Source organism: Brevibacterium sp. BRM-1 (genome assembly GCF_026802075.1).
GTDB classification, from domain to species: domain Bacteria; phylum Actinomycetota; class Actinomycetes; order Actinomycetales; family Brevibacteriaceae; genus Brevibacterium; species Brevibacterium rongguiense.
The window spans coordinates 2010591-2033823 of the sequence record NZ_CP113788.1 but is presented as its reverse complement, the minus strand read 5'-3'; the positions used below and the strand labels follow the sequence as shown (position 1 = coordinate 2033823).

Annotated in this window: 19 protein-coding genes; 5 read left to right on the top strand and 14 right to left on the bottom strand. The window is 72.4% G+C overall.

The window, feature by feature from the left end:
• Window positions 1-2 precede the first annotated feature (2 nt).
• Together BRM1_RS08880 and BRM1_RS08875 are read left to right on the top strand one after the other, a co-directional pair.
• The gene (locus BRM1_RS08880; RefSeq protein ID WP_268525288.1) at window positions 3-749 is read left to right on the top strand and encodes an IclR family transcriptional regulator; all 747 of its coding nucleotides are present in this window, start codon (window positions 3-5) and stop codon (window positions 747-749) included.
• A gap of 1 nt (window position 750) precedes the next feature.
• Window positions 751-2046, top strand: coding sequence for a hypothetical protein (locus tag BRM1_RS08875; protein WP_268525285.1), 1296 nt, complete (start codon window positions 751-753; stop codon window positions 2044-2046).
• A gap of 48 nt (window positions 2047-2094) precedes the next feature.
• On the opposite strand, the gene BRM1_RS08870 is transcribed toward BRM1_RS08875, so the two are convergent.
• The 3 genes from BRM1_RS08870 to BRM1_RS08860 all read right to left on the bottom strand — a co-directional run bounded on the left by BRM1_RS08870 (window position 2095) and on the right by BRM1_RS08860 (window position 4232).
• Window positions 2095-2691: an HdeD family acid-resistance protein gene (locus tag BRM1_RS08870; protein ID WP_160952317.1), complete on the bottom strand. Its 597-nt coding sequence runs from the start codon at window positions 2689-2691 to the stop codon at window positions 2095-2097.
• A 144-nt stretch (window positions 2692-2835) separates the two neighbouring features.
• Window positions 2836-3645 (bottom strand): glutamate racemase, encoded by an 810-nt coding sequence (locus BRM1_RS08865; protein ID WP_160952316.1) that lies wholly within the window; start codon window positions 3643-3645, stop codon window positions 2836-2838.
• Entirely contained in the window at window positions 3642-4232 is a 591-nt protein-coding gene (locus BRM1_RS08860; protein ID WP_268525282.1) for an HAD domain-containing protein, read from the bottom strand. The genes BRM1_RS08865 and BRM1_RS08860 overlap by 4 nt, the downstream gene beginning before the upstream one ends.
• Window positions 4233-4303: 71 nt before the next feature.
• On the opposite strand from BRM1_RS08860, the gene BRM1_RS08855 reads away from it, so the two are divergent.
• Entirely contained in the window at window positions 4304-5827 is a 1524-nt protein-coding gene (locus BRM1_RS08855) for an amidase (RefSeq protein ID WP_160952314.1), read from the top strand.
• A 78-nt stretch (window positions 5828-5905) separates the two neighbouring features.
• Here BRM1_RS08855 and BRM1_RS08850 read toward each other — a convergent pair whose 3' ends face one another.
• From BRM1_RS08850 to BRM1_RS08820, 7 genes are all read right to left on the bottom strand, one after another.
• Complete coding sequence (locus tag BRM1_RS08850) at window positions 5906-6325, bottom strand: acyl-CoA thioesterase (protein ID WP_268525280.1); 420 nt, start codon at window positions 6323-6325, stop codon at window positions 5906-5908.
• Between the two features lie 107 nt (window positions 6326-6432).
• The gene (locus BRM1_RS08845; RefSeq protein ID WP_160952312.1) at window positions 6433-7650 is read right to left on the bottom strand and encodes a site-specific DNA-methyltransferase; all 1218 of its coding nucleotides are present in this window, start codon (window positions 7648-7650) and stop codon (window positions 6433-6435) included.
• A 198-nt stretch (window positions 7651-7848) separates the two neighbouring features.
• The gene (locus BRM1_RS08840; protein WP_268525277.1) at window positions 7849-8508 is read right to left on the bottom strand and encodes a hypothetical protein; all 660 of its coding nucleotides are present in this window, start codon (window positions 8506-8508) and stop codon (window positions 7849-7851) included.
• 152 nt (window positions 8509-8660) lie between these two features.
• A complete protein-coding gene (locus tag BRM1_RS08835) occupies window positions 8661-9644 on the bottom strand; it encodes a siderophore-interacting protein (protein ID WP_268525275.1) in 984 nt (327 codons plus the stop codon).
• The gene (locus tag BRM1_RS08830) at window positions 9644-11698 is read right to left on the bottom strand and encodes an iron ABC transporter permease (protein ID WP_268525272.1); all 2055 of its coding nucleotides are present in this window, start codon (window positions 11696-11698) and stop codon (window positions 9644-9646) included. The genes BRM1_RS08835 and BRM1_RS08830 overlap by 1 nt, the downstream gene beginning before the upstream one ends.
• Window positions 11682-12668 (bottom strand): ABC transporter substrate-binding protein, encoded by a 987-nt coding sequence (locus BRM1_RS08825; protein WP_268525270.1) that lies wholly within the window; start codon window positions 12666-12668, stop codon window positions 11682-11684. Before BRM1_RS08825 ends, BRM1_RS08830 begins: the two co-directional genes overlap by 17 nt.
• Window positions 12669-12746: 78 nt before the next feature.
• Window positions 12747-13640 (bottom strand): ABC transporter ATP-binding protein, encoded by an 894-nt coding sequence (locus BRM1_RS08820; RefSeq protein WP_326956719.1) that lies wholly within the window; start codon window positions 13638-13640, stop codon window positions 12747-12749.
• Between the two features lie 243 nt (window positions 13641-13883).
• Here BRM1_RS08820 and BRM1_RS08815 point away from each other — a divergent pair, with 243 nt between their 5' ends.
• On the top strand, window positions 13884-14273 hold the full coding sequence (locus BRM1_RS08815) for a universal stress protein (RefSeq protein WP_268525268.1): 390 nt from the start codon (window positions 13884-13886) through the stop codon (window positions 14271-14273).
• A gap of 264 nt (window positions 14274-14537) precedes the next feature.
• On the opposite strand, the gene BRM1_RS08810 is transcribed toward BRM1_RS08815, so the two are convergent.
• A complete protein-coding gene (locus BRM1_RS08810; protein ID WP_326956717.1) occupies window positions 14538-15065 on the bottom strand; it encodes a VOC family protein in 528 nt (175 codons plus the stop codon).
• An 842-nt stretch (window positions 15066-15907) separates the two neighbouring features.
• On the opposite strand from BRM1_RS08810, the gene BRM1_RS08805 reads away from it, so the two are divergent.
• Window positions 15908-17773, top strand: a complete 1866-nt coding sequence (locus tag BRM1_RS08805) for an HNH endonuclease signature motif containing protein (RefSeq protein WP_268525267.1) — start codon at window positions 15908-15910, stop codon at window positions 17771-17773.
• Here the strand turns inward: BRM1_RS08805 and BRM1_RS08800 are convergent.
• From BRM1_RS08800 to BRM1_RS08790, 3 genes are all read right to left on the bottom strand, one after another.
• Window positions 17770-18780, bottom strand: a complete 1011-nt coding sequence (locus BRM1_RS08800; protein WP_268525265.1) for an IS481 family transposase — start codon at window positions 18778-18780, stop codon at window positions 17770-17772. The genes BRM1_RS08805 and BRM1_RS08800 overlap by 4 nt on opposite strands.
• A gap of 17 nt (window positions 18781-18797) precedes the next feature.
• Window positions 18798-19916 (bottom strand): PheS-related mystery ligase SrmL, encoded by a 1119-nt coding sequence (srmL, locus tag BRM1_RS08795; protein WP_268525263.1) that lies wholly within the window; start codon window positions 19914-19916, stop codon window positions 18798-18800.
• A gap of 241 nt (window positions 19917-20157) precedes the next feature.
• A complete protein-coding gene (locus BRM1_RS08790) occupies window positions 20158-23058 on the bottom strand; it encodes an FAD-binding and (Fe-S)-binding domain-containing protein (protein ID WP_268525261.1) in 2901 nt (966 codons plus the stop codon).
• Window positions 23059-23233 lie beyond the last annotated feature (175 nt).

Below are 23233 nucleotides of genomic sequence, written 5' to 3'. Positions count from 1 at the left end.
GCATGGGCGACGTACCCGCGCTGCGCCGGGCGATCGCGCTGCTGCGCCAGCTGGCCGGTTCGAACCGCCCCATCAGCGCCGGCGCGCTGGCCCGCGGCCTCGACATCCCGCGCTCGAGCATCTACGAGCTGCTCGCCGTCTTGGACGAGCTGGGCTTCGTGGCGAAGGCCCCCGGCGGCTACATGCTGGGCGCCGGCGTGTCCGAGCTGGGCAGCGCGTTCGGGCGCACGAATCCGCTCCAGCGCCTGGCCCAGCCCATCGTCCGACGGCTGGCCGAGGACACCGACGGCACGGCCCAGCTGTCCGTGCTGCGCGGCTGGGAGACCGTCTACATCCTCAAGGAGCAGGCCGTGCGCTCCGTGGCCGTCATCACCGCCGCTGGGGTGCGCATGCCCGCCTACCTCACCGCCACCGGCCGGGCGATGCTCGCCCAGCTGTCCAAGCGCGAGGTGCTCGCCCTGTTCACCGGCGAGGGCGCCTTCGTCAGCCGCACGGGCAGCGGCCCGCAGACGGTGCGCGAGCTCAACGGCGAGCTCGGCCACGAGCGCCGCCGCGGCTATTCGCTGGAGCGCGGCGAGGTCACCCCCGGCATCTGGACCGTGGGCGCCCCCGTCCTCGATGCGCTCGACCGGCCGGTGGCGGGGATGGGGCTGTGCCTGCCGGACTCCGCGTATTCCGCCGAGGCGGTCGAGGCCAGCGCCGAGCGCGTGCGCGCGGCCGCCGCCGAACTCACCGCACGGCTGCGCTGACATGCCCGCCGAAGGCTGGGACGAGCCGTTCTTCCGCGAGTGGAAGGCCGCCCGGGCGCTCGAATCCAACAGCGCACTCGAATCCAGCAGAGCGCCCGGCGCACTGACCCCCCGGACCATCGGGCGCAGCCGCGCCCGCTCCCGCCTCGCGGCGGCCCGCCTGGGCCTGGGCTCCGGGCCCGCGGGGCGGGGGCTGCCGGTGCCCGCGCTGCTGGTGGTCGGCAGCAAGGGCAAGGGCACCGCGGTGGCCGCGGCGAGCTGGGCGCTGAGCAGCAGGGCGGGCCTGCGGGTGGGCACGATCACGAGCCCGCCGCTGCGCTCGAACCGCGAGCGCATCCGCCTCGACGGGCGGCCGCTGACGCCCGCGCAGGCGGGGGCGCTGGCGGACCGGACGGCCGCGCTGCTCGCCGCTCTGGGCCCGTTCGATCCGGCCGAGGGCTACCTGCCGCCCTCGGGCCTGTTCACCCTCGTGGGACTCGCGCACCTGCTCGAGGCGGGGGTCCAGGCGCTCGTCGTCGAGGAGGGGCTGGGCGGCCTGTCCGACGACGTCTCGCTCTTCGACTACGACGTCGTGGCGGCCACCCAGATCTTTCCCGAACACACCGACGTCCTGGGCGGCAGCCTCGCCGCGGTTGCCGCGGACCTGCTGGGCACCATCACCCCGGCCACCCGCGCGGTCATCGCCCATCCCGCCCAGCCCGCCGAGGCGCGGGAGCGGCTGGCAGCCCAGCCCGCCCCCGTCACCGAGGTCCAGGAGGAGGCGACCATCGCGCGCACGAACCTCGCGGTGGGCCTCGCGGCCGCGCGGGCGCTGTGCGAGGTGCGCGCGCTGACCGCGCCTCGGCCCCCGCAGGCACACGCACCCGCGCAGGCGCAAGCACCGACGCCCGCGCAGGCGCGGGCGGCGCTGAGCCTGCCCGGCCGGCTGTCGCACCACGCGCACGCCGGCGCCGAATGGATCGTCGATGCCGCGATCAGCCCCCCGGGCGTGCGCGCGGCCCTGGCGCACGCGCGGGCGCACCTGCGGCCGGACTTCCTCGTGCTCGCGGGCTTCCCGGACACGAAGGACGTCGACGCGTGCGTCGATGCGCTCGGCGGCCGCGAGGCGCTGTTCGTGGGCGCCGGCAGCGACTACCTCCGCTATGACCGGCTGGCCGGCCGGGGGGCGGTGCTGGACACGGCCCAGGCCGTCGCCCGCGCGGAACGCACCGGCCGCGACGTGCTCACGGTGGGAACCATGAGCTTCGCCGGCGCGGTGCTCACCGCCCTCGACGCGCCCGTGGGCGCGTGGTGGTGAGTGGGGCCTGGTGGTGAGTGGACCGCTGGCAGTGAGCGGCGCTCCGGCTCAGGCGAGCTCGCCGGGGATCTCCCGCTCGTCCTGAGCGCGCACCGCCCGGTTGAGCTGGGAGCCGATGAGGAAGGCGGCGATGCCCTCGACGATCATCGCGACGCCCACGATCCAGGCGAACACGGCGGCTCCGGTGACGGGGAAGAGCAGGATGCCCACGGCGGCGAGGACGGAGAGGATGCCGGTGATCAGCATCATCCACCAGTAGCGCACCCCGGCCGCGCGCAGCGTGCCGCAGCCGGCGAGTTGGAAGGCACCCAGCAGCAGCATGACGAAGGCGACGATCCACACGACGACGAGCATGCCGGCCGCGGGCACTGCCACGATGACGAGGCCCGCGACGATCCCGAAGATCGCGCGCGCCAGGGCGACCCCCGAGCGTGCACCGCGCGGACGCGCCGCCCAGGTGAGCGCGGAGACGACGCCGTCGACGAGCAGCCACGCGCCCATGAGGATCGCGAAGATCAGCGTGGCGTTGACCGGCCAGATGATGACGAGCACGCCCAGCACCAGGGCCGCCGCGCCCTGGACGAAGAGGAGGGTGCGCATCTTGCGCAGCACGGTGCCGGCGGTGGGCATGAGCGGGCTCGTCATGGCTCGGATCTCCTTCGTTGGGCCGCCGCGCCGGGGGACACCGGTGGGGCTGCCGGGTGCGCGGGGGCTGGTCTGCTCCGCTCCCATTGTCGCAGGCCGGATCGCACCCGGCCGCGGCCGTGCCCGCTAGGTGCGCCGTGCCCGCTAGGTGTGCTGCTCGGGGGCGATGCGCAGCAGCTCCCGCCCGGCCGGGTACGCCTCGAGGGCCCGCGGCAGCCCGGCCGGCCGGCCCGAGGCGAGCACCGCGAGGATCCGGCCCCCCGGACCCCCCGCTGCGCCCGGGGCGCCCCGGCCCAGCCGAGCGAGCGTCTGGGCGGCGACGGCGGCGGGGGAGTCGTAGAGGTGGGCGGTCTGCGGGCGGCGCGCGCGGATGCGCTCGGCGACGAGGCCGTAGTGGGTGCAGCCCAGCACGATCGAGTCGATGTGCGCGGGCGTCGCCGCGGCGGCCGCATCGATGGCGGTGTCGATGGCGGCGTCGTCCGCGCGCTCGATCGCCTGGGCCAGGCCCGCGCAGGCCACGGAGGCCACCGGAGTGCTGCCGGCGAACGCGCTGATGAGCTCGCGCTGATAGGCGCTCGCGGTCGTGGCGCTCGTGGCCCACACGGCGAACGGCGCCCCGCCGCGGGCCTCCGAGGCCCGGGCCGCGGACTTGATGGCGGGCACGGTGCCGATGACGGGCACCTCGGGCTCGGCATGTGCGCGCAGCGCCGCGAGGGCGTGGACGGAGGCGGTGTTGCACGCGAGGACGAGCGCGTCCGGGGCCCACGGTTCGAGGGCGCGCGCCGAGGCGAGCACGCGCTCCTGCACCTGCGCCGGCTCGAGGGCGCCGTAGGGCATGTGCTCGGGATCCGTGGCCAGGAGCAGGTCGAGGCCGGGGGCGGCCCGGTGCAGGGCCGCGGCGAAGGACACGAGGCCCAGTCCGGAGTCGATGAGGCCCACGCGGGTGCGCCTCACGCGCCCTCCCGCTTCTGCTCCTCGTGTGCGCCGTGCTCCGGGCGCGGGTAGGTGAAGGTCCGGATGAGCGCGAAGTGCTCCTCGCCAAGGCCCCGGGAGAACTGCGGGGCGATCATGAGCAGGCGGCCGCGGTACTTCTTCCTGAAGTACTCGTAGGTGGCGGGGGCGGCGAGATCGTCGTCGATCCACAGCGCGCGCTGGCCCGGGTGCGCGGCCAGCCAGTCCTCGACCGCCCGGGCCTTCCACCAGGCGGAGGGGTCGCCGGCGAACCGGTTGTACGAGTCGTCCGGCATGTCGATGATCGGGTAGGTGCCGTGGAAGCCCAGCTTGGGCTCGATCTCCGTGCGGCAGCGCTGGGACCAGGTGGAGAGCCAGACGATGTCGACGAGCCGCTTCTGGACGAGCGAGTCGAGGAACTTCACGATCTTGGGCCGGTAGTGCAGCTCGTAGTTCCAGGCGCGGACCCTGCGCCGGCGCTCGCGCACGGAGCGCGTGCCCTGCACGGGGTAGGAGTTGAGCACTCCGTCCACGTCGAGGAAGACGGTGACATGGCGCGCGGTGCGGCGCGCGGACACCTCGTTGCTCATGCTGCGTTCCGGCCCGGGATCTGAGGGCCGCCTCCCGCACGCATTCTAGCGCTGCGTGGCAGACTGAGCCCATGAGTGATGCGCCCCACAGCCTGCCCGCGCCCATCCACCAGCTCGGCGTCCTCGACATGCTCGCCGCCTTCCGCTCCGGGGCGCTGACGCCCAGCCGCGCGCTCACCGCGCTGGCCGAGCGGATCCGCCGCCTGGACGGGGGAGCGGCCGGCCCCGCGGACAGCGCCGCGGCGGGCCAGGGGAGCGCGGACCCCATCAACGCGATCGTGGAGTTCATGGCCGACGACCCGGAGGTCCGCGCGCAGTTCCGCGCCGCCGACGAGCGCTACGCCGCCGAGGACGCAGCGGACCTGCCCCCGCTGCTCGGGATCCCGCTGCTGGTCAAGGAGCAGCACGACCTGGCCGGGCACAGCGCCACCCGCGGCTCGCAGGCCCGCGCGGGGATCGTGGCCGAGGCGGACAATCCGATCGTGGCGCGGCTGCGGGCCGCCGGCGCGATCCCGTTCGCCCGCACCGCCAACCCGGAGATGTCGTGCGCGACGTTCACCTCGACGCGCGCGTGGGGCGTCACCCGCAACCCGTTCAACCGGGACAAGACGCCCGGCGGCTCGTCGGGCGGTTCGGGGGCGGCCGTCGCGGCGGGGTTCGCCCCGCTGGCCACCGCCTCGGACATCGCGGGCTCCACCCGCATCCCGGCGGCCTTCTGCGGCCTGCCGGGGCTCAAGACCCCGTTCGGCCGCACGCCCGGCGCCCACCCCTCCAACGCGGACTGGTACCGCGGCGACCACATCCTCGCCCGGTCCGTCGCGGACACCGCGTACGCGATGAACACCATCATGGGCCTCGACCCCGCGGACCACGCCACCGTCGACCCCACCCCGGTGCTGCCCTGGGACCGGGGGGCCGGTGAGAGCGCGTACGACGACGTGGAGGGCCTGCGCGTGGCCGTCAGCGCGGACCTGGGCTGCTACGACGTGGACCCCAGCGTCGCCAGCGGCCTCGCCCGGGCCGCCGAGGCGCTGGCCCGGCGGGGCGCCCAGGTCGAGTGGATCGACGTCGGGCTGTCGCTCGACGAGGTCTCGCGGGCCTCGGCGGCCCACTACGGCCACCTCATCGCCGCCAACATGGAGCGCATGGCCGGCGGCGACCTCGACGCGCTCGAGGACTACTCGCGCCGCTTCATCGAGGTCACCCGGGCCGAGGCGCAGCGCACCTCCCTGCTCGAGTCCACGGTTCTCGAGGCGCGGGTCCAGGATCGCCTGGCGCAGGCCATGGCCGGCTTCGACGTGCTGTTGACCCCCACCTCGGCGGTGGAGTCCCTGCCGGCCGATGACCACCAGCTGGGGCCCCTGGACCGCCCCGGCGGCGCCGTGGAGTTCTACTGGCAGGCGCACATGACGATCCCGTTCAACATCGCCAACCGGTGCCCGGTCATGGCCATGCCCGCAGGGATCGGCTCGGAGGGCGTGCCCGTGAGCGTGCAGGTCGTGGGCCACCCCTATCAGGACGCCTCGGTGCTCCCGGTGGCCGCGGCGCTCGAATCCGAGCTGGGGATTCCCCGCTCTCCGGTGTTCGACGGCTGACCTCGGGGGCAGTGACCGGCCCGCGAGGGCGGAGGCTGAGCGCGGGGGCGCTGGGCGACCGCGGGGGCGCTGGGGGGCCTAGCGCCCGTCAGCGGCCGTGCCGTCGTCCAGGTAGCGCTCCAGGTAGGCGCGCCCGGCGGCGCTGAGCGGGGTGGGGCGCCCCGTCGCCTTGTCCAGCACGACGAGCACGTTGACCGCCTCGAAGCAGACCTCGCCCTCCTGCAGGCCCACCCCGCGCACGGAGAACGAGGTGGTGCCGATGTGGGAGATCGTCAGCTCGATCGTGAGCTCCGAGCCGTACTGGACGGGGCGGCGGTAGTCGAGTTCCAGTCGCGCGACGAGCTTGGGCTGGGCCAGCGCCCCGGAGGCCTTGCCGCCGATCAGCCAGCCGATGCGCGCCTCCTCCAGCAGCGTGACGATCTTCGCGTTGTTCACGTGGTGGTTGAGGTCCTGATCGGACCAGCGCAGCTGCGGGGTGGTGCGGTAGACCTCGCCCATGGGCGTCCTTTCAACGGGGCGGCGCGCGGCAGGGGCGCCGCGGCACGCGCAATGGCAGCGGGCGCTGGGGGCGGGCGCTGGCAGCGCAGCCGAAGCGGCGCGCCGGATCAGTGTAGCGGCGGGGACTGCGCCGGCGGCTCCGGCAGCCGCACATCGCGGAACCGCGCCCCGGCCCGGCGCACCCGCTCGCGCATGAGGCCGCTGATCGTGGTGATGGGCTCGCCGTGCGCCGCGCGGTCGGAGCGGGCGCCGTCGACGCGCCGCAGCTCCTCGGCGCGCTGAACGAGGATGAAGCGCCGGCGCCCGCCGTCTGCTGCGTTGAGCTGCGCGACGGCCTGGGCCGTGGTGCCGGAGCCGGCGAAGAAGTCGAGGACCAGCGCCTCGGGGTCGAAGAAGGTCTGCGAGCGCACGAGCTCGCGGAGGAGCGAGACGGGCTTGGGATAGCCGAACAGGCCGCCCAGCCCCAGGTCCTCGAGGTCCCGGCGACCCTCATCGCCCAGCGCCCGGATGATCGAGTACATCTTCGAGTGGGCGCGGTCCGCCGGCGTCACCTTCGCCACCGCGTGCTTGCCCCCGGCCCAGGGCCGCAGCACGTGCGTGCCCGCGGCCAGCCACGCATCCACCTGCGCCTTCTTCGCGGGGCCGCGCACCGCTTCGACGTCTTCGTACATGAGGCGGCGCTCGCTGCCTGCGGCGTACTTGCCGAACGTCACCCGCAGCACGTCGTCGTCCACGAGGCAGCGCACGCCGTCGATGACCTCGTACCTGGTGGGCTTGCGCTTCTCCGTGACGAACGGCGCCACGCGGGCCGCGTCCTTGGCCCACACGAGGATGTAGTCGTGGCCGCGCACGAACGTGCGGGCGCTGCCGCCGCCCTTCGCCCGCTGGTGGACGAAGGAGCCCAGGAAGTTCTCCTCGCCGAAGACCTCCTGGCCCAGGAGGGCGAGGTGGGCGTGCTCGCGATCGTCGATCGAGGCGAAGAGCACGCCGTCGCCGCGCATGAGCCGGCGGGCCAGGACGAGGCGCGGGAGCATCATCGACAGCCACCCCGCGTGGCCGGCGGCGCCGAACGTGTCCCGGTAGGGCAGCGCGCTGCCCGTGTTGTAGGGCGGATCGATGTAGACGACCTTGACCCGGTCCGCGTGGGTGGGCTCCAGGAGCGCGAGCGCGTCGAGGTTGTCGCCCTCGATGAGGAGGTTCTCCTCCGTCGCGATGTCCGTGGGCCAGGCCGCGCGCGCCGCCGAATGCGGGGCGGCATCGAGGTGGTCCTCCGCAGCGCCGCGCCCGGGCCATGTGAACGTGATGCCGCCGCGCTCACCCGCCATGCGCCCCCCGCCGCCTCTCCGTCTGACCCCGCCTGCACCCGTGTGTCAGGTTCGGTAAGGCAAGGGTAATACGAGAGGCGAACGGGGGCGGGGCGACGGGTGCCGAATGGGGCACAGGGTGAGAAGCTGGGGCGCGAGGCGGGGCGCCGTGCGCAGCGGGAGGACGCCCGCAGCGGGACGACGTGCGGGGGAGGCCGGTCAGAAGTCGACGCCGGGGAATTCGAGGCGGTAGCGGACCTGGTCGTTCGCGACGATCGTGCCCTTGGCGACGGGGTAGTACTTCTTGCCGTCCACGGTCATCCGGCACGTGGTGGTGCCGCCGCCCGCCTTGGACACGTGCAGGTCGCTGCACGTCACGATCGCCGACTTCCCGCGCTTGGCGATCTCCTTCCTGATGGAGGCCGCGAGCACGGAACCGCGGACCGTTGTGCGCGTACCGCTGGCGCCGCTGCCCGTGCCTGAACCCGTGTCCGAACCCGTGCCTGAACCCGTGTCCGAGCCACTGCCGCTGCTTGAGCCGCCGGAACTGCCGCTGCCGGTGTCACCGCTATTGGGACCGCCTGTGCTGTTGGAACCGCCCGAGTCGTTCGAACCGCCTGCGCCACTCGAATCGTCTGCCCCGCTCGAACCGCCGCTGTCGCCTGCGCCATCGTTGCCCGCACTGTCACTGCCGGCCTCCTGTGTCTGCGCACCGGCCTCCTGTGTCTGCTGGCCGGTGTCACCGCGCGCGGAGTCATCCGAGCCGGTGGCCCCCGGGATGAGCCCGCAGCCCGTCATGGACAGCCCCGCCGCCAGGGCGATGGCGGCCAGGGAGAGCCGACGGGCGGAGCGGGCGGGGAGCTTATGGATCGTGTGCATCGTGGTCTCCTCTGCTGGGGGCGGGCGCTGGTGCCGCCACGGTCAGAACGAGCCTCACATCCTCACACCACGGCGTCTCCTGCAGCGAGGTCGCAGGTGGGCAACCCCTGTTGCCGATCCGCCATACCTGCGTGCCGGGGATGGCCCCGGGCTCAGCTCTCCTGGTACCCCGGCCGCCAGTAGCCCATGAACGAGGTGCCCGAGCGCGGCAGCCCGCGCTCCCGGCGCAGGGCGCGCCGCAGCCGCGCCACCGTCGCCGCATCCGCCGCGACCCACGTGAACAGCCCCGCGCCCGGATCGTCCCCCACGACGCCCTGTACCCCCACGTCGCCCTGTTCCCCCAGGTCGCTCTGGTCCCACAGGAGTGCTGACCCGTCGGCGCTGATCTCGTCCAGTTCCTCGTACGCGCCCGCACCCGCGGCCGCGCCCGCGGCACCGGCCCGGGCGGCGGCCCGGCCGGCGGCGAAGTCGTCGTACCACCGCAGCGCGGCGTCGGTGAGCCCAGTGCCGCGCGCGGCGGCGCCGCCGCGCGCGGCACCGCGCGGCAGCCAGGCGACCTCCACCCCGTCCGGGTGGGGAAAGTCCAGGGCATCGGCGGCCTCGGCGACCTCGATGAGGGCTGCACCGCGAGCGGTCGCCGGAAGGGCGGCCAGGATGTTGCCGATGGCGGGGGCCGCCGTCTCATCGCCGGCGAGGAGCACCGTGTGCGCCGCACCCGGGTGCCACGCGATGCCGTCGCGGTCCGCTCCCGCGGCGCCCTGCACCGGGCCCACGAGCACCAGCTCGGAGCCCAGCGGCGCCTCGAGGGCGAACGAGGAGGCCGGTCCCAGCGCGCCGTGCACCGCGAAGTCGATGTCCACCTCGGCGGCGTGGGGGCGCACCGCGCGTACGGTGTACGTGCGCATGGGCGGGCGCTGCGCCTCGGCCAGCCCGCGCCACCACGCGAACCAGTCGGGGGCGCCCAGCAGCGCCGCGCGCGCCTCGGCGGCGGCGAAGACGAGCTTGACCCGCTGGTCGAGGCACGCGGTGCCGAACCGCGCCAGGGCGGGGTCGGCGAAGGTCAGCCGGAGGAAACCGGGGCTGAGCCGCTCGCGGCGCACGAGTGCGGCGGGGAACGGGGCATACGAACCGGGCATCAGGCGTCCTTTCTCATCCGCCACAGGAGCCACAGGAAGTACGGGCAGCCGAGGACGGCGGTGACGAGCCCCGCGGGGATCTGGCCGGGGGCGATGATCGTGCGGCCGAACCCATCGGCCACCGTGACGAGGAGCGCGCCCAGCAGGGCCGCCAGCGGCAGGAGGGCGCCGTTGCGCCGGCCGATGAGCAGGCGCGCCGCGTGGGGGGCGACGAGGCCGACGAACGAGATGACGCCGATCGTCACCGTCGTCGCCGCGGTGAGCAGGAGCGCGGTGCACAGCAGCACGGCGCGGGCGGCGGTGACGCGCACGCCCAGGATGCGCGGGGTGAACTCGTCCATCTGCAGCAGGTCCAGGTCGCGGTGGGCGCTGGCCAGGACGACGGCGCCCAGCACCAGGCTTGCGAGCATGGGGAGGCACTGGCCGACCGTGGCGACGTACGTCGAGCCGGCGAGCCACGTCTGCGCCATGACCTGGTTCCACGGATCGGCGGCCACGATGAGCGCGGTGGTGAGCGCCTGGGCGGCCGCCGCGATGCCCACGCCCACGAGCACCATGCGCGCCTGGTCGAGGCCGCGGCGCGCGGAGAGCCCGAAGAGCAGGAGGCCCACCGCGGCGGCGGCGCCCGAGGCGCCCAGGAAGACCGGCCAGAAGGTCGAGTCGCCCACGGTGACCAGCACGAACACCGCACCCAGGCCGGCCCCGCCGGAGATGCCGAGCACGCCCGGGTCCGCGAGCGGGTTGCGGGTGACGGCCTGGAGCGCGGCGCCGGCCAGCGCCAGGCAGGCGCCGCCCAGCAGCGCCGCGAGCACGCGCGGGAGGCGCGCATCCAGGATGATCTCGATGCGCACGGAGGCGGCGTGGTGCGCGTAGTTGACGACGTCCCCGCCTAGCAGCAGCGTGTCGCCCGCGAGCACCGAGGCGAACACCGCGGCCGCGAGCAGGGCCGCCGTCGCGGCGATGAGCAGGAGCGGATGGCGCAGCCCCAGGCGGGTGCCTGCGCGCATGGTGACGAGCGAGTCCGCGTCGAAGCCCGTGCGCACGCGCTGGGCGAGGACGATGATCGCGACGGCGCCGAGGACCGAGGTGACGACGCCGGTGGGGATGCCCACGGAGTCGAGCCCGCGGAAGGCGGCCCGCAGCCCCACGTCCGCCCCGACCACGAGGAGTGCGCCGAAGAGCGCGGCGGCCCCGATCATCGTGCGCTGGCGGCTGAGCGCCGGTACGGGACGGCCCAGCATGCGGGCAAGCGCCGGGGCGCACAGGCCCACGAAGCCGATCGGCCCCGTGGCGGTGACGGCCACGGCGGCCAGCACCACTGCGATGACGATGAAGGCCGCCTGCCAGGGGCGCACGCGCACCCCCAGGCTGGCGGCCGCATCGGGCCCCAGCTGCAGGACGTCCAGGCGCGAGCCGCACGCGAAGACGACGGCGATGGCGAGGGCGCACACCGGCAGCAGGCGGACGACCCCGCCCAGCCCAGCCTGGGACAGGGAGCCGGCGCCCCACGCGAAGAGGCTCTGGGTCTGGAAGGGGAAGAAGAGCAGCAGCATGGAGGTGAGCGCGGAGAAGCCCAGCGTGATGACGCTGCCGGAGAGCACGAGCTGGATGGGGGAGGAGCGCGGGCCGGACGACAGCGCCAGGACGAGCGCGGCCGTGGCCAGTCCGCCGGCGAACGCCACGGCCGCGCTGGAGAAGAACGGCAGCGCGATGCCGAAGGCCGCACAGGCGGTCAGCGCCAGGAACGCGCCCGCGTTGACCGCCAGTGTGTCCGGTGAGGCCAGCGAGTTGCGCGTCACCGACTGCAGGATCGCCCCGGACACGCCCAGCGCGCACCCCACGAGCAGCCCCGCCAGCAGGCGCGGCAGCCGCGAGTCGATGAGGATGCCCGCCTCGTCCCCGCGCCCGGCGCCCAGTGCCCAGCGGGCCAGGTCCGCGGGGGAAACCGCCGAGGTGCCCTGCAGCAGGTGCGCGACGCTGAGCGCGGCGAGGGCCAGCGCCAGGGCGGCGAAGAGCGCGCCGGTGCGCGCGGGCGCCTCAGCCCGCGATGGCATCGGCGAGGTCGGAGCCGTACTTCGCCATGGACTTCGTGCCACCGTAGAGCCAGACCCCGGCGTCCATGCGGTGGACGTTGCCGGCCTTGACGAAGCCCAGGTTCTTCCACACCCGGTTGGACGACAGGCCCTCGATGGGGTCCTTCGCCTCCGGGTCCTTCCAATAGAAGAACCGGGCGTCCGCGGGGAGGGCGGTGAGGCCCTCGACATCGGACTGGCCGACCCCGTATTCGGCGTCGCCCTTCTTCGTCCACGCGTCCTTGAGGCCCAGGCCCTTGCCGATCGCGCTGGGGGCCGAGCCCGGGCCGTGCATCCGGATGCTCAGGGCGTTCGCATCCTCATAGGGATAGGCGAAGACGAACGGCGTGCCCTCCTTGCCGGCGTCGGCGACCTTCTTCTTGGCCTCGGCGATCTGCTGGTCGTACTCCTCGCCCAGCCGCTTCGCCTCGTCCTCCTTGCCGAGCAGCGTGCCCACCTTGTCCTGGTTGTCCTTGACGAGCCTCACGAGGTCCGAGGTGTTCGCGCTCGTGAAGACGGCGACGGGGGCGATCTTCTCCATCTGGGCCATCTGCTTGGCGGGGATGGAGGCGGTGTCGGCGAGGATGACGTCCGGCTCCAGCCCGGCGATCGAGTCGACGCTGGGCTCGTTGCGCACGCCCACGTCCTTCGGGTCGCCCTGCAGCGGGACCGTCTTGTCCCACATGGCGTAGCCCTTGGGGTCCGCGACGCCGGCGGGGTTCACGCCCAGCGACTGCGCGTATTCCGCGACGGACCACTCGAGCGCCACGACCTTCTGCGCCGGGTGGTCCAGCTTGACCTCCTTGCCGCGGCTGTCCGTGATGCTCACCGGGCCGCCGGCGGCCGCGCCCGTGGTCGAGTCGCCGGCGGACTTCGCGTCGTCGGTGGTGCCGCAGCCGCTGAGGGCGAGGAGCCCGATGGCGGCGGCGGCGATGGCGGTGCGGATCTTCATGCGTGTCCTCTGGTGGGTGGGGCAGTGGGCCGTGGGCTGTGGGCGGGGTGTCACAGGCGGGGTGTCACGGGCGGGGTGTCACGGGCGGGCCTCGGCGGGCGCGCGCTCACCGGGGGGCGCCTCGGGGGCGGCCGCGCCGGGCCTGCGCACCCGAGGCGGCCGGGCGCGCACGATCACGAGGTCGTGGTCCTCGTCGTAGCCGGTGGTGACGTCGATGTCGTAGACCTGGGAGAGGAGGTCGGGGCGCAGCACCTCGCGCGCGGTGCCCGCGGCGGCGATGCTGCCGGCGGACAGGAGGGCCACGCGGTCGGCGATCGCAGCGGCATGGTTGAGGTCGTGGAGGACCACGCCCACGCACACACCGTGGTCATGGGCCAGGGCGGAGAGCAGCTCGAGGAGCTCGACCTGGTACTTCATGTCCAGGTGGTTGGTGGGCTCGTCGAGCAGCAGCACCTCGGTGTCCTGGGCCAAGCAGGAGGCGAGCCACACGCGCTGGAGCTGGCCGCCGGAGAGCTCGTCGACCGCGGCCCCGGCGATCGCGTCGACGCCGGTCAGGCGCATGGCGCGCGCGATGACCTCGGCGCCGCCGGGATCGCCGGCGCGGAATCGGCCGCGATGCGGGTGGCGGCCCAGGGCCACGGCGTCGCGCACGCGCACGCCCTGCGGGGTGGGCCGCATCTGCGTGAGCATCGTCAGCCGTGTGGCGAGGGCGCGGGAGGGCAGGTCGGTGAGGTCCGTGCCGTCGCCGAACGCCACGCTGCCGGCCGTGAGCGGGTGGAGCCGTGCAAGGGCGCGCAGGAGGGTGGACTTGCCGCTGCCATTGGGGCCGACGAGGGCGGTGACCTCACTGGGCCGCATGGCCAGGTCGACGCCCTCGACTGCGGGGACGCCGTCGTATCCGATGCGCAGATCGGCGGCGGTGAGGCCGCTGCCGCGGGTGGGGCGCGGGCAGTCGGATACGGGGGTGGTCACCGATCCAAGGTAAGGCGCACCTCTGCCGATTTGCAACACGAAAATGTTTCGATAATCGCTCGTGTGGTGGGGAGCCGGTGCTGCGGTGGAGGTTCGGTGCCGCGGGGAGGCGGCAAGGGGTGTTGCCGGGGTGGAGCGCTCGTCTGCCGGGGCGGGGAGCCTGGTGGTGAGCGGGCCGCGTGCCATGGGGCGGGGAGCCTGTGCGGCGGGGGCGAGGGCGGGCCCCCTGCCTATACTCGGGGCATGACCGTCCTCATCGTGTACCTGCCCACCGACGAGGGTGCCGCCGCGCTGCGCGTCGGGCTCGCCGAGGCGGCCCTGCGGGCGCAGTCCGTCGTCGTCCTCAACTCGCCCAAGCGGGGATCCGCCGAGGCGGTCGACCGTATCCCCGGCGGCGCGGTCGAGGACATCGAGGGCGCCGCGCGCAGCCATGGCGTCGAGGTGACCATCGTCCACCCGGACCCCGAGGCGGATATCGTCGAGACGCTCAATGCGCTTGTCGCCGAGCACTCCGCGAGCCTCATCGTCATCGGCCTGCGCAAGCGCAGCGCGATCGGCAAGTTCATCCTGGGCTCACAGGCTCAGCGCATCCTCCTGGAGGCGGAGGTGCCGGTCCTCACCGCAAAAGTGTGAGGGTGCGGCCCGGGGCGCGGCGCGCCGGTGGGCGTGGGGCGCCTGTCGGGGTGTGAGGCCGTCGCCCAGCTTGACGGGCTGTGGATTGCGCACAGCGCGTTGAGTCGGGCGTTGCGCTCAATGCCCAGGCATGGGGTGCGAAGGCCCGTCTTTTCACGGAGGTGTGGCGGCGGGATCACGTCGGGAAATAGGTGTGTGAAACCCGTGCGGATGGCGCTCATGCGCATTGCTCTGCCCTCTGTTCGCGGGCGCCCGGTCTGGTGCTCAGGGGTGCTGGGCAGCCTGGTTGCCAGGGGTGATGGGCAATCCTGTCAGTGCTGTGCAGTCCTCGCCGCGCTGATCGGGCACGTCGATCGAGCTTTCGGCGGCAGGCGGAGCCGCCTGGACCAGCAGGCAGAATGGATGGCCAGCTGGGTCGGCAAGGACGAGGAGGGGCTCCTCGCGGTCGTGTGACTGATCGCTCAGCAGGCGCGCGCCGAGCTCTTCGGCACGATGGCCCTGCCGTTGCAGGGCCTCGACGTTCGGCACTGCGAAGTCGAGGTGCATCTGCATGGGCACGTCTTCCGATGGCCACGTCGGCGCTGCGGTGTCCTTCTTCTGCTGGAATGCGAGAACGCGACGCCCGCCGTCCTCGATCAGCACCAGCCAATCGGCGTCGTCTTCTGCGCTGCCGGCCGGCGGTTCGTCTCCCGGTCGATACCGGAGACCCAGAAGGGCCCGGTAGAACTCGGCCAGCGCCCGGCAGTCGGGAGCGTCGATTGCTGTGTGCAGCACACGCGGCATCTCCGTCATGCGGCAACTCTCGCACAGGCCCCCGGGGCCGAAGTCGGCCCGACGCCGCAGGTGCCCTCCACCGCGCGGCTCTCGACATGACGGCGCCGCCGCGACCGGATCGATTCACGGCCCCGGGGAGTATGCCGAGCGGTGTGCGCGTGCCGAAGGGCGTCCGTGGCGCGGTCGTCGGGGGGGGGGTACGTCTGTGTGCCTCGGTACCCGCGTGCTCGCGTCTCGCTGTGGTGCCGTTTCGCTGGGGTGTCGCTGCGCAACTGTCCGTGGCGCGGCGAGGTGCGGTGGGCAGCGGCTCGGCCGACTGTGGAGTGGAACGGCGCGTACCCTGCCTTCGCACCTGATCCGATGATCCGCACCTCACCTGACCCAGAGTTCGCAGTACCGCCTGCCCCAACGTTCGCGGCAACGCTTGCCTACCGGTTCATGACCGCACCTGACCCAAGGCTCTTGGCCTCACCTGACCCGGCGTGCTCGGCCGTGTCTGCCCCAAGGCTCATGGTCACGCCCAACTTGGCGCCCACGGTCACACCTCACTCACTATTCATGACCGCGGTTTCAGGCTCCCGCCGCTGATCTCTCGCCGCAGTGGAGTGAGTCGGCTTCCGGGGAGCCTGTGCGACGTATCGCTGTGCGCGGTTTTTCGATTCGCCGGCAGGGTGCCGTGGGTGGGCGGTGCGCCGAGCTGGGCCGATGCCGGAAGGTCACAGCAGAAGAAAGTGCTTGTCCGGCACGCGATGATCTAATACTATTAGTACAGAAGAGCGAATCGACGAATGAGGATCCCCTACCAGTGGCATTCTCGCTTCGCACCGCCACTGCAACGAGGCAGAAGGGAGGGCACTACCGTGACAACCGCCGCGCCGCCAGCTCCGCCGCCACCGGATCCGCATGAGCCCCCACGGTCTCGCAAGGGTTCCGACGGTGAGGGAATTCCTGCTTCGGCCTCATGCGGTGGGGAGTGGGCTACGACCGGAGATGCGCATCGCCCCCGTGGGCCGCGACTCAGTGCCGCGGCCGCCTCCCTCGATGCCGCCCAGCTCGCTCGTGCCTTCGCCCTGTGCGACGAGCTCATCGCCGCCTATCGCCGGCACTGCGGTCGGGGCGGGTCTCAGGGCCCGAACGGCGGTGCGGAGGATGAGCTGCCGACCGCCTACGCGGATCTGCTCGAGGCGCTTCCGGAGGTCGTGTGGATCACGCTCGCGGCGGGTCTGGACGTGACGATTCCTCGCGCGCACGCGTTGGCGGCCTCCGCGTTCGCCGCGACCGTGACGATGCCAGCGCTGCTGGCCCAGGCGCAACGGGGCCGGATCGGCTTCGCGCGGCTCGACTACGCGGCCGGCAGGGCCGCACAGCTTGCCGACACGCTCCGCCCGGAATTCGATGAGCGCGTCACCGCGCTCGATGTGGAACTGGAGTGGAAGCAGTGGAAGCGGGCGGTCGACGAGATCTTCGCCCTTCTGCAGCCGCCCGCCGATGCTCGCGATGAGGCGGTGAAGAACCGCAGAGTCCGCCGATGGAGCAACGGCGACGGGACCGCGTGTCTCCTCTACACCGGCCCCACTGCAGAGATCGCAGCCGCGTACCAGCGGCTCACGGCATGGGCTCGGGCGATCGCACTGTCCCACGCGGGCCTCTTCGTCGATCCGCAGACCGGCCGGCGGCTGTCCTCTGCCGCGCTCTTCCTCGATGAGCGCACCATCGACCAGACCCGCTTCGACCTCGGGCTGAATGGAATCCCGCAGCTGCCGCTGACCGTGCTCGATCCTTCGGGAGCCCAACGGGACATGGTGGTGCGCATGCCGACCTCGGCGGACTGGCTGCGCAAGCAGGCGAGCGTCTGCGTGACGGTGCCGTTCCTCAGCCTGCTGGGCGACTCCTCACTGCCCGGCCGTCTCGACGACTGCTCGCCGGTCTCCGCCGAGGACGCGCGGCTCATCGCCGCGCACGCGCCGTCCCTCCGCCGCCTGCTCACCGATCCGGCGACCGGCACCGTGCTCGAAGCCGTTGCCAGAACCTATGCGTTCCCGCAGGCGCTGAAGACGGCGGTCATGGCGAAATGGGCGTGGTGCACGGTGCCGGGCTGCCCTCGCCGCGCTTCGACCGCAGACATCGACCACATCGTTCCCTTCAACCGCGACGACCCTGCCCGCGGTGGACCCACGGCTCTCCACAATCTCCATCCCCTGTGCCGCAGACACCACCTCCTCAAGACGAATCGGCAATTCGCCGTCGAACGCGACGATGCGATGCGCGGCGGCGGCGTGCGGTGGACGTTCCCATCGCCCCTGGTGGGGCCGGTCGCAGCCCCCGGCTCACCCATCGACACCGAACACGCGCGGCAGGTGGCCGCGCTGCGCGCCTACGCGTCCGAGTCACCGGAGGACACCGAGGACTGCAGCGGCGGCGCAGGTCCTGCCGCCGCAGGGTCCATTGCCGAATGGCACCGGGTCGACATGGTCAGCGGCGCCCGGCTTGCCTCCGATGGCTCCCCGGCGCGGCCCGAGGGAGAGCCGCCGGTGTGCACCGGACCCCACCCGGACTTTCCGCTGAGCGCGGAGCCGGCCGCGTACGCGCGGGTGCTCCGTGCGCGGCCACCGGTGCGCCCGGGCGGCCCCGTCTCAGGGGAGGAGAGGTGGGCTGGCGCAGAAGACCGGGCCACAGGCTCCCGTCCCGCATCTCGATGGGCAAGCGATGATCCGCCGCCGTTCTAGCTGTATGAGGCCATGACGTTGTTGACGCGTGCCGGTGTTGCAGAGGCAGGCGGTTGCCCGTCGTGAGCGCCGTGGGGACGGTGATAGTTGTAGTGCCGGTTCCACGTTTCCAGCGCGGCAGCGCGTTCTACTTCCGAGCGCCAGATGCGGGCGTAGAGGAACTCTTCAGCGAGGATCCGGTTGTAGCGCTCGACTTTGCCGTTGTGTCGAGGCGTGTATGGCGTGATGCGCTGGTGTCGGCTGGTCCCGACCGCTTCGCGGAAGACTGCAGATCGGTAGCAGGAACCGTTGTCAGTCACGACGCGCTCGATCCGGGTGATGCCGTGCTTAGCGAACCAGGCTCTGGCCCGCCCGAAGAACGCGACAGCCGTGACAGCTCTCTCGTCTGGCAGCGCTTCTGTGTAAGCGAGTCGGGTGTGTCCGTCGATGGCGGAATGCAGGTAGATGTACCCGGTCCTGGCACCGCGGGTCTTCGTGCGGGCGACAGCTTTGGCTTTCTCGCTGCCTTTGCCGTGTACACGCCACCCGCCGCCGTCGGGGATGCGCCCGACCTTCTTCACGTCCAGATGCACCATGTGGCCGGGACGTTTGGCGTTGATCCTTCGCGGCTCCCGGTTCGTCTCGCCGTTCGGGTCGATAAACTTCCGTCGATTCAGGCCCAGCTGTGCGAGGTGCCGGGTGACGGTGCGACGGCTCACCGGCGTTCCTACCTGCTCGAGCTCGAACGCAATACGGGACGCCGACCATTTGTGTTCCCGCCGCATCGACTCGATCTGCTGCACGAGGCAGCCAGGCGCTGCAGATGGCTGTCGGGCCGGAGAAGATGAGCGGTCCAGTAGGCCGGTCTTCCCGAATCGCTTGTATCTGTTGACCCATTTCGAGGCGGTCGCGCGGGAGATCCCCATCTCGGCGGCCACGTGGGAGATGGGGCGGGTGCGGCAGCGTTCGATCAGGCGGCGGCGGCCTTCGGGTGAGAGGGGAGCGTTGGCATGCGTAGGCGAGGTCATGGCTACTCTCAGCGATCTCAGATCAGCTCCATCACCGGGCCTTCATGCACGGCCTCGTAGATCACGTTGCGGATCACGTTGGCCTCTTCCGAGGTCAGGGTGCGGTCGATGGGGCGCAGCATGATCCGGATCAGGAGATTGGCTTGTCTTTCCAGAGTGCCGAGCCTTGAGCGCGCGGCCTCGGGTAGTCCCTCGTGGGGTGTGCGGCTGAGAATCTCGAGAGACTCGATGACGTCGGCGTTGTCTCCGAGGGCGACGCGGATGCGGTCACCAAGCGTCTCCTCGTCCTCTTGTGCATCCACGACGACTGAGATGTCGCGCCGGGCCGCAGGCAGAAGTGAAACGTGCTGCCATGGATCCAGGGTGAGCATCTGGGTTGCTATGCGAGGGTCTTCTGCCCGGAGATAGCGGATGTCAGGGATGCCCTTGCGCAGCATGAGTGCACGTTCAAGGCCCATACCGAGAGCCAGGCCTGACCATCGCTCGGGGTCGAGGCCCGATCCGCGCAGCACCTCGGGATGGATGCGGCCGCACTCGGCGAGTTCAAGCCATTCGTCGTCGTGGAGCACGTCGATCTGCCTACCACCGACGGTGTACGGGTGCGCCACGTCTGTTGTTCTCCACTGCGCATCCGGAAGGACTGCCTCGACCAAGTGGCCGATCATCGTGAGCATGTCCTCGTCATCGGTATCCGGAGTACTACGGATGCGCCACAGGTCCACCTGGTGGGGTTCCCCCACGTGGGTGCGATCGACGGCGTCGCGACGGTAGACGAGGCCGGGTACCACGAGTAGCTCATCCACCTCGGACATCCCCGCATAGTCCTCAAGGGCGCGCGGGAGTTCTGCGCTCATGTGACTGCGGAGCATCACGGCGGGGCTGATGTACCGGGTGTACCGGCGAGCCCTAGTCACATCACCTGGGTCGTAACCGAGGCGGTCGTAGTTGTCCCGAACAGGAACGACCGGCGAACTGCGCACATACCGGAGGGAGCTGTCCCACTCGGGCTGCAAACGGTCGATGACCGCTTGCAGGAGAGACTGGATGGCGTGACGTCCCTGGTCGGGATCGGTAAGGTCGCGCGTATTGAGAGCACGATAGAGCTGGTCGGAAGTCAGATAGTCGGCGTGCGACATGAGAAGGTCTCCAAGAGGCAGGTAGGTGAAGGACGAGAAACTTCCCCCGGCCGTACCTGCGGAGACCTACTGCGCTACGACTGCGCGTCGAAGACCCCGCGGCCATATCCCGGCCGGGGGTCTTGAAATCGCTGCTGCATCGGCATGGAACCATTGTAGCTGCGCGACCAGCCACCCGCGAGAAACGTCAACAACCTCCTGGCCAGCAACATCTAGCGCACCCGGTTCCCGCCCATCCCGCTCACGGGGCCTCGAGGCCCCAGGCGAGCAGCTCGGCGAGGTGGACGCCTCGACGGTCGCTGAGGTCGTGGAGCTGCGTGCGGCAGGAGTACCCGTCGGCAAGGACCACGGTATCCGGGGCGGCCGCGCGCACAGCGGGCAGGAGGGCCAGCTCGCCCACGGCCTCGGAGACCTCGTAATGGCCCTCCACGACGCCGAAGTTGCCCGCCAGCCCGCAGCAGCCGCCCAACACGGTCCGCTCGACGCCCGCGCGATCGAGGAGTTCCTCGTCCGCGGCGAAGCCCATGACCGCGCTCTGGTGGCAGTGCGGCTGCACCACGGCGCGCACCCCGGTCAGATCCTGCGGGCGGTAGCCGATCTCCAGGAGGTATTCGGCGAGGGTCTTCGTCCGCTCCGCGACCCGGCGCGCCGCATCTGTGCCCAGGAGCGCCACCGCATCCTCGCGCAGCACCGCGGTGCAGGAGGGCTCCACGCCGATGATCGGAACGGCCTCACCCGCGGCATCCGTCGCGTCGAGCGCCTCGACCGCCGAGCCCAGCAGCCGCTTCGCCCCATCCAGCTGCCCCGTGGAGATGAGGCTGAGGCCGCAGCACTCGGTGCTCGGCAGCACCCGCACATCCACGCCCGCATCGCGCAGCACGGCCACCGCGGCGGCCAGCACCCGCGGCGCGAAGAAGTTCGACCACGAATCGGCGAACAGCACCACCTCGCGCTGACGCCGCCGCTCGCGGCCCGCGGGGGCCGCACCCGCGTGCCGGAACCATCGGGTGAACGTGCGGCGGGTGAACGCCGGGATCGCGCGGCGGCCGTCGATGCGGCCCGCGCGCTTTGCGACCGCGGCCAGCGCGGGCACGCGGCCCACGAGGTTCACCAGGGGCGCCAGCGGAGCGGCCGCGCGGCTGAGCACGGGCAGCCAGCCCAGCAGGTAGTGGTCGGCGGGCCGAAGCCGGCCGCGGTAGGCCTGGTAGAGCACCTCGGCCTTGTAGGTGGCCATGTCCGTGCCGGTGGGGCACTCGGAACCGCAGGCCTTGCAGCTGAGACAGAGGTCGAGCGCCTCGTGCACCTCGGGGGCCCGCCAGTCGCGCTGGACGTCCTCGCCGCGCACCATCTCCTGGAGGACCCGCGCGCGGCCGCGCGTCGAATCCACCTCGTTGCGCGTGGCCTGGTAGGACGGGCACATGACCCCGCCGCCGGCCGCGGAATCGGCGCGGCACTTGCCCACGCCGGTGCAGCGGTGCACCGCGGTGGCGAAATCACCGCCATCGCCGGCGAGGGCGAACGCGAGCCCCGTCTTCCCCGCGGGCATGTCCCCCGGCCTCACCTGGGCGGTCCGGATGTCCTCGTCCAGCGCGTCGGGCGCCACGATGATGCCGGGATTGAGGGTGTCGCGGGGGTCGAACAGCGCCTTGACCTGGGCGAAGAGCTCGATCACCGCGGGGGAGAACATGCGCGGCAGGAGTTCGCCGCGCGCCCTCCCATCGCCGTGCTCGCCGGAGACGGAGCCGCCGAATCGGGCCACGAGCCGCGCGGCATCGAACATGAAGTCGCGCATCGCCTGCCGGCCGCCGTCCTCATCCAGCGGGAAGTCCACGCGCATGTGCAGGCACCCGTCGCCGAAGTGCCCGTAGGGCAGCGCCCAGAGCCCGTGCCGGTCCAGCAGCTCCATGAGTGCGCGGATGTAGTCGCCCAGGTGCTCGGGCGGCACCGCGGAGTCCTCCCACCCGGCGTGGGCGTCCCTGCCGTCGGGCGTGCGGGAGACGAGGCCCGCCCCGTCCGCGCGGATCTTCCAGATCGCCGCGGCCGTGGGATCGCCGCCGCCGAACACCATGGAGTCCTGGGCGTGGGAGGCCGCCACGAGATCCCGGGCGCTGGCCTGCAGCTCCTCCGCGGAATCCCCGGCCAGCTCGATGACCATCCAACCGCCACCCTCGGGCATGTCGGGCACCGCCGCGCGGCCCTTCGCCTCGATGAGGCGGTCGAGCATGCGCCGCTCCAGGCCCTCGCAAGCGGTGACGGGGAACGCTCGCAGGGCGGGCACATCGTCGGCGGCCGCGGCCATGTCCGGGTAGCCCAGTACGGCCGTTGCCAGGTGAGCGGGCTCGGCGACGAGGCGCATCCGGGCGCGCAGGACGATGCCCCACGTCCCCTCGGAGCCCGCGAATGCCCGGCGCAGGTCGAAGCCGTGCTCGGGCAGCAGCCAGTCGAGGCCGTAGCCGGACACCTGCCGGCTGAACGTCCCGACCTCGGTGCGAATGGGCTCGAGGCTGCGGGCGACGAGCGCGTGCAGCCGAGGGAAGTGGCGCGCGTCGTCCTGCCCGTCCAACCGGACCACGGTGCCGTCGGCGAGCATGACGTCGAGGGCCTCGATGTTGTCCACCGTGCGCCCGTAGCCCATGGCGCGCGGCCCGCACGCGTTGTTGCCGATCATCCCGCCGATCGTGCAGCGCGAGTTCGTCGACGGGTCGGGCCCGAAGCGCAGACCGTGGGGCTTGGCCGCCGCCTGGAGCTGCGCGTGGACGACCCCGGGCTCCACCCACACCGCGCGCTCGGCGGGGAGGAGCTCGAGGATCCGGTTGAGGTGGCGGGAGAAGTCGAGGATGATGCCCGTGCCCACGGCGTTGCCGGCCAACGACGTGCCGGCCCCGCGGCACACGAGGCCCACGCCCAGCCGGCGCGCGGTCTGGAGGGCGGCGGCCACCTCGGCGTCGGAGCGGGGGAAGGCGACGGCCTGCGGGCGGAGGCGAAACAGCGAGCCGTCGGAGGAATAGGCGGCGAGCACGGTGGGGTCGGCGGTCGCCTCGGCGCAGCCGGCGGCCCGCAGCTCCGCGGCGACGCTCCCGGTTGCCGGGCCCACCGCCTCCCGGGCCGGGGAGTCTGCGTGGGCATCGGCGACCGTCGTCATAGTGCCATTCTCGCGCACTGCGCAGGATCCGTAAAAGAGGGGCGAGGGGCCGACGTTATCGCAGGTCATGTTGTCAATTCAGGTTGCGGAATGCCTGGTGGAGGCCCGTCCCCCGGGGGGTTGAGCTGAGCGAGGTGTGCGCTACGATCGGTACCGAGGACTCTAAGCAGACCAA

Excerpts from the sequence above, each read along its gene's own strand:
- BRM1_RS08825 (WP_268525270.1), bottom strand. The coding sequence starts at position 12,668 with ATGAAGATCCGCACCGCCATCGCCGCCGCCGCCATCGGGCTCCTCGCC.
- BRM1_RS08845 (WP_160952312.1), bottom strand. The coding sequence starts at position 7,650 with ATGGCGGGTGAGCGCGGCGGCATCACGTTCACATGGCCCGGGCGCGGC.
- BRM1_RS08830 (WP_268525272.1), bottom strand. The coding sequence starts at position 11,698 with ATGCCATCGCGGGCTGAGGCGCCCGCGCGCACCGGCGCGCTCTTCGCC.
- BRM1_RS08875 (WP_268525285.1), top strand. The coding sequence starts at position 751 with ATGCCCGCCGAAGGCTGGGACGAGCCGTTCTTCCGCGAGTGGAAGGCC.
- BRM1_RS08870 (WP_160952317.1), bottom strand. The coding sequence starts at position 2,691 with ATGACGAGCCCGCTCATGCCCACCGCCGGCACCGTGCTGCGCAAGATG.
- BRM1_RS08815 (WP_268525268.1), top strand. The coding sequence starts at position 13,884 with ATGACCGTCCTCATCGTGTACCTGCCCACCGACGAGGGTGCCGCCGCG.
- BRM1_RS08840 (WP_268525277.1), bottom strand. The coding sequence starts at position 8,508 with ATGCACACGATCCATAAGCTCCCCGCCCGCTCCGCCCGTCGGCTCTCC.
- BRM1_RS08860 (WP_268525282.1), bottom strand. The coding sequence starts at position 4,232 with ATGAGCAACGAGGTGTCCGCGCGCCGCACCGCGCGCCATGTCACCGTC.
- BRM1_RS08880 (WP_268525288.1), top strand. The coding sequence starts at position 3 with ATGGGCGACGTACCCGCGCTGCGCCGGGCGATCGCGCTGCTGCGCCAG.
- BRM1_RS08835 (WP_268525275.1), bottom strand. The coding sequence starts at position 9,644 with ATGCCCGGTTCGTATGCCCCGTTCCCCGCCGCACTCGTGCGCCGCGAG.
- BRM1_RS08855 (WP_160952314.1), top strand. The coding sequence starts at position 4,304 with ATGAGTGATGCGCCCCACAGCCTGCCCGCGCCCATCCACCAGCTCGGC.
- BRM1_RS08800 (WP_268525265.1), bottom strand. The coding sequence starts at position 18,780 with ATGACCTCGCCTACGCATGCCAACGCTCCCCTCTCACCCGAAGGCCGC.
- srmL (WP_268525263.1), bottom strand. The coding sequence starts at position 19,916 with ATGTCGCACGCCGACTATCTGACTTCCGACCAGCTCTATCGTGCTCTC.
- BRM1_RS08790 (WP_268525261.1), bottom strand. The coding sequence starts at position 23,058 with ATGACGACGGTCGCCGATGCCCACGCAGACTCCCCGGCCCGGGAGGCG.
- BRM1_RS08810 (WP_326956717.1), bottom strand. The coding sequence starts at position 15,065 with ATGACGGAGATGCCGCGTGTGCTGCACACAGCAATCGACGCTCCCGAC.
- BRM1_RS08850 (WP_268525280.1), bottom strand. The coding sequence starts at position 6,325 with ATGGGCGAGGTCTACCGCACCACCCCGCAGCTGCGCTGGTCCGATCAG.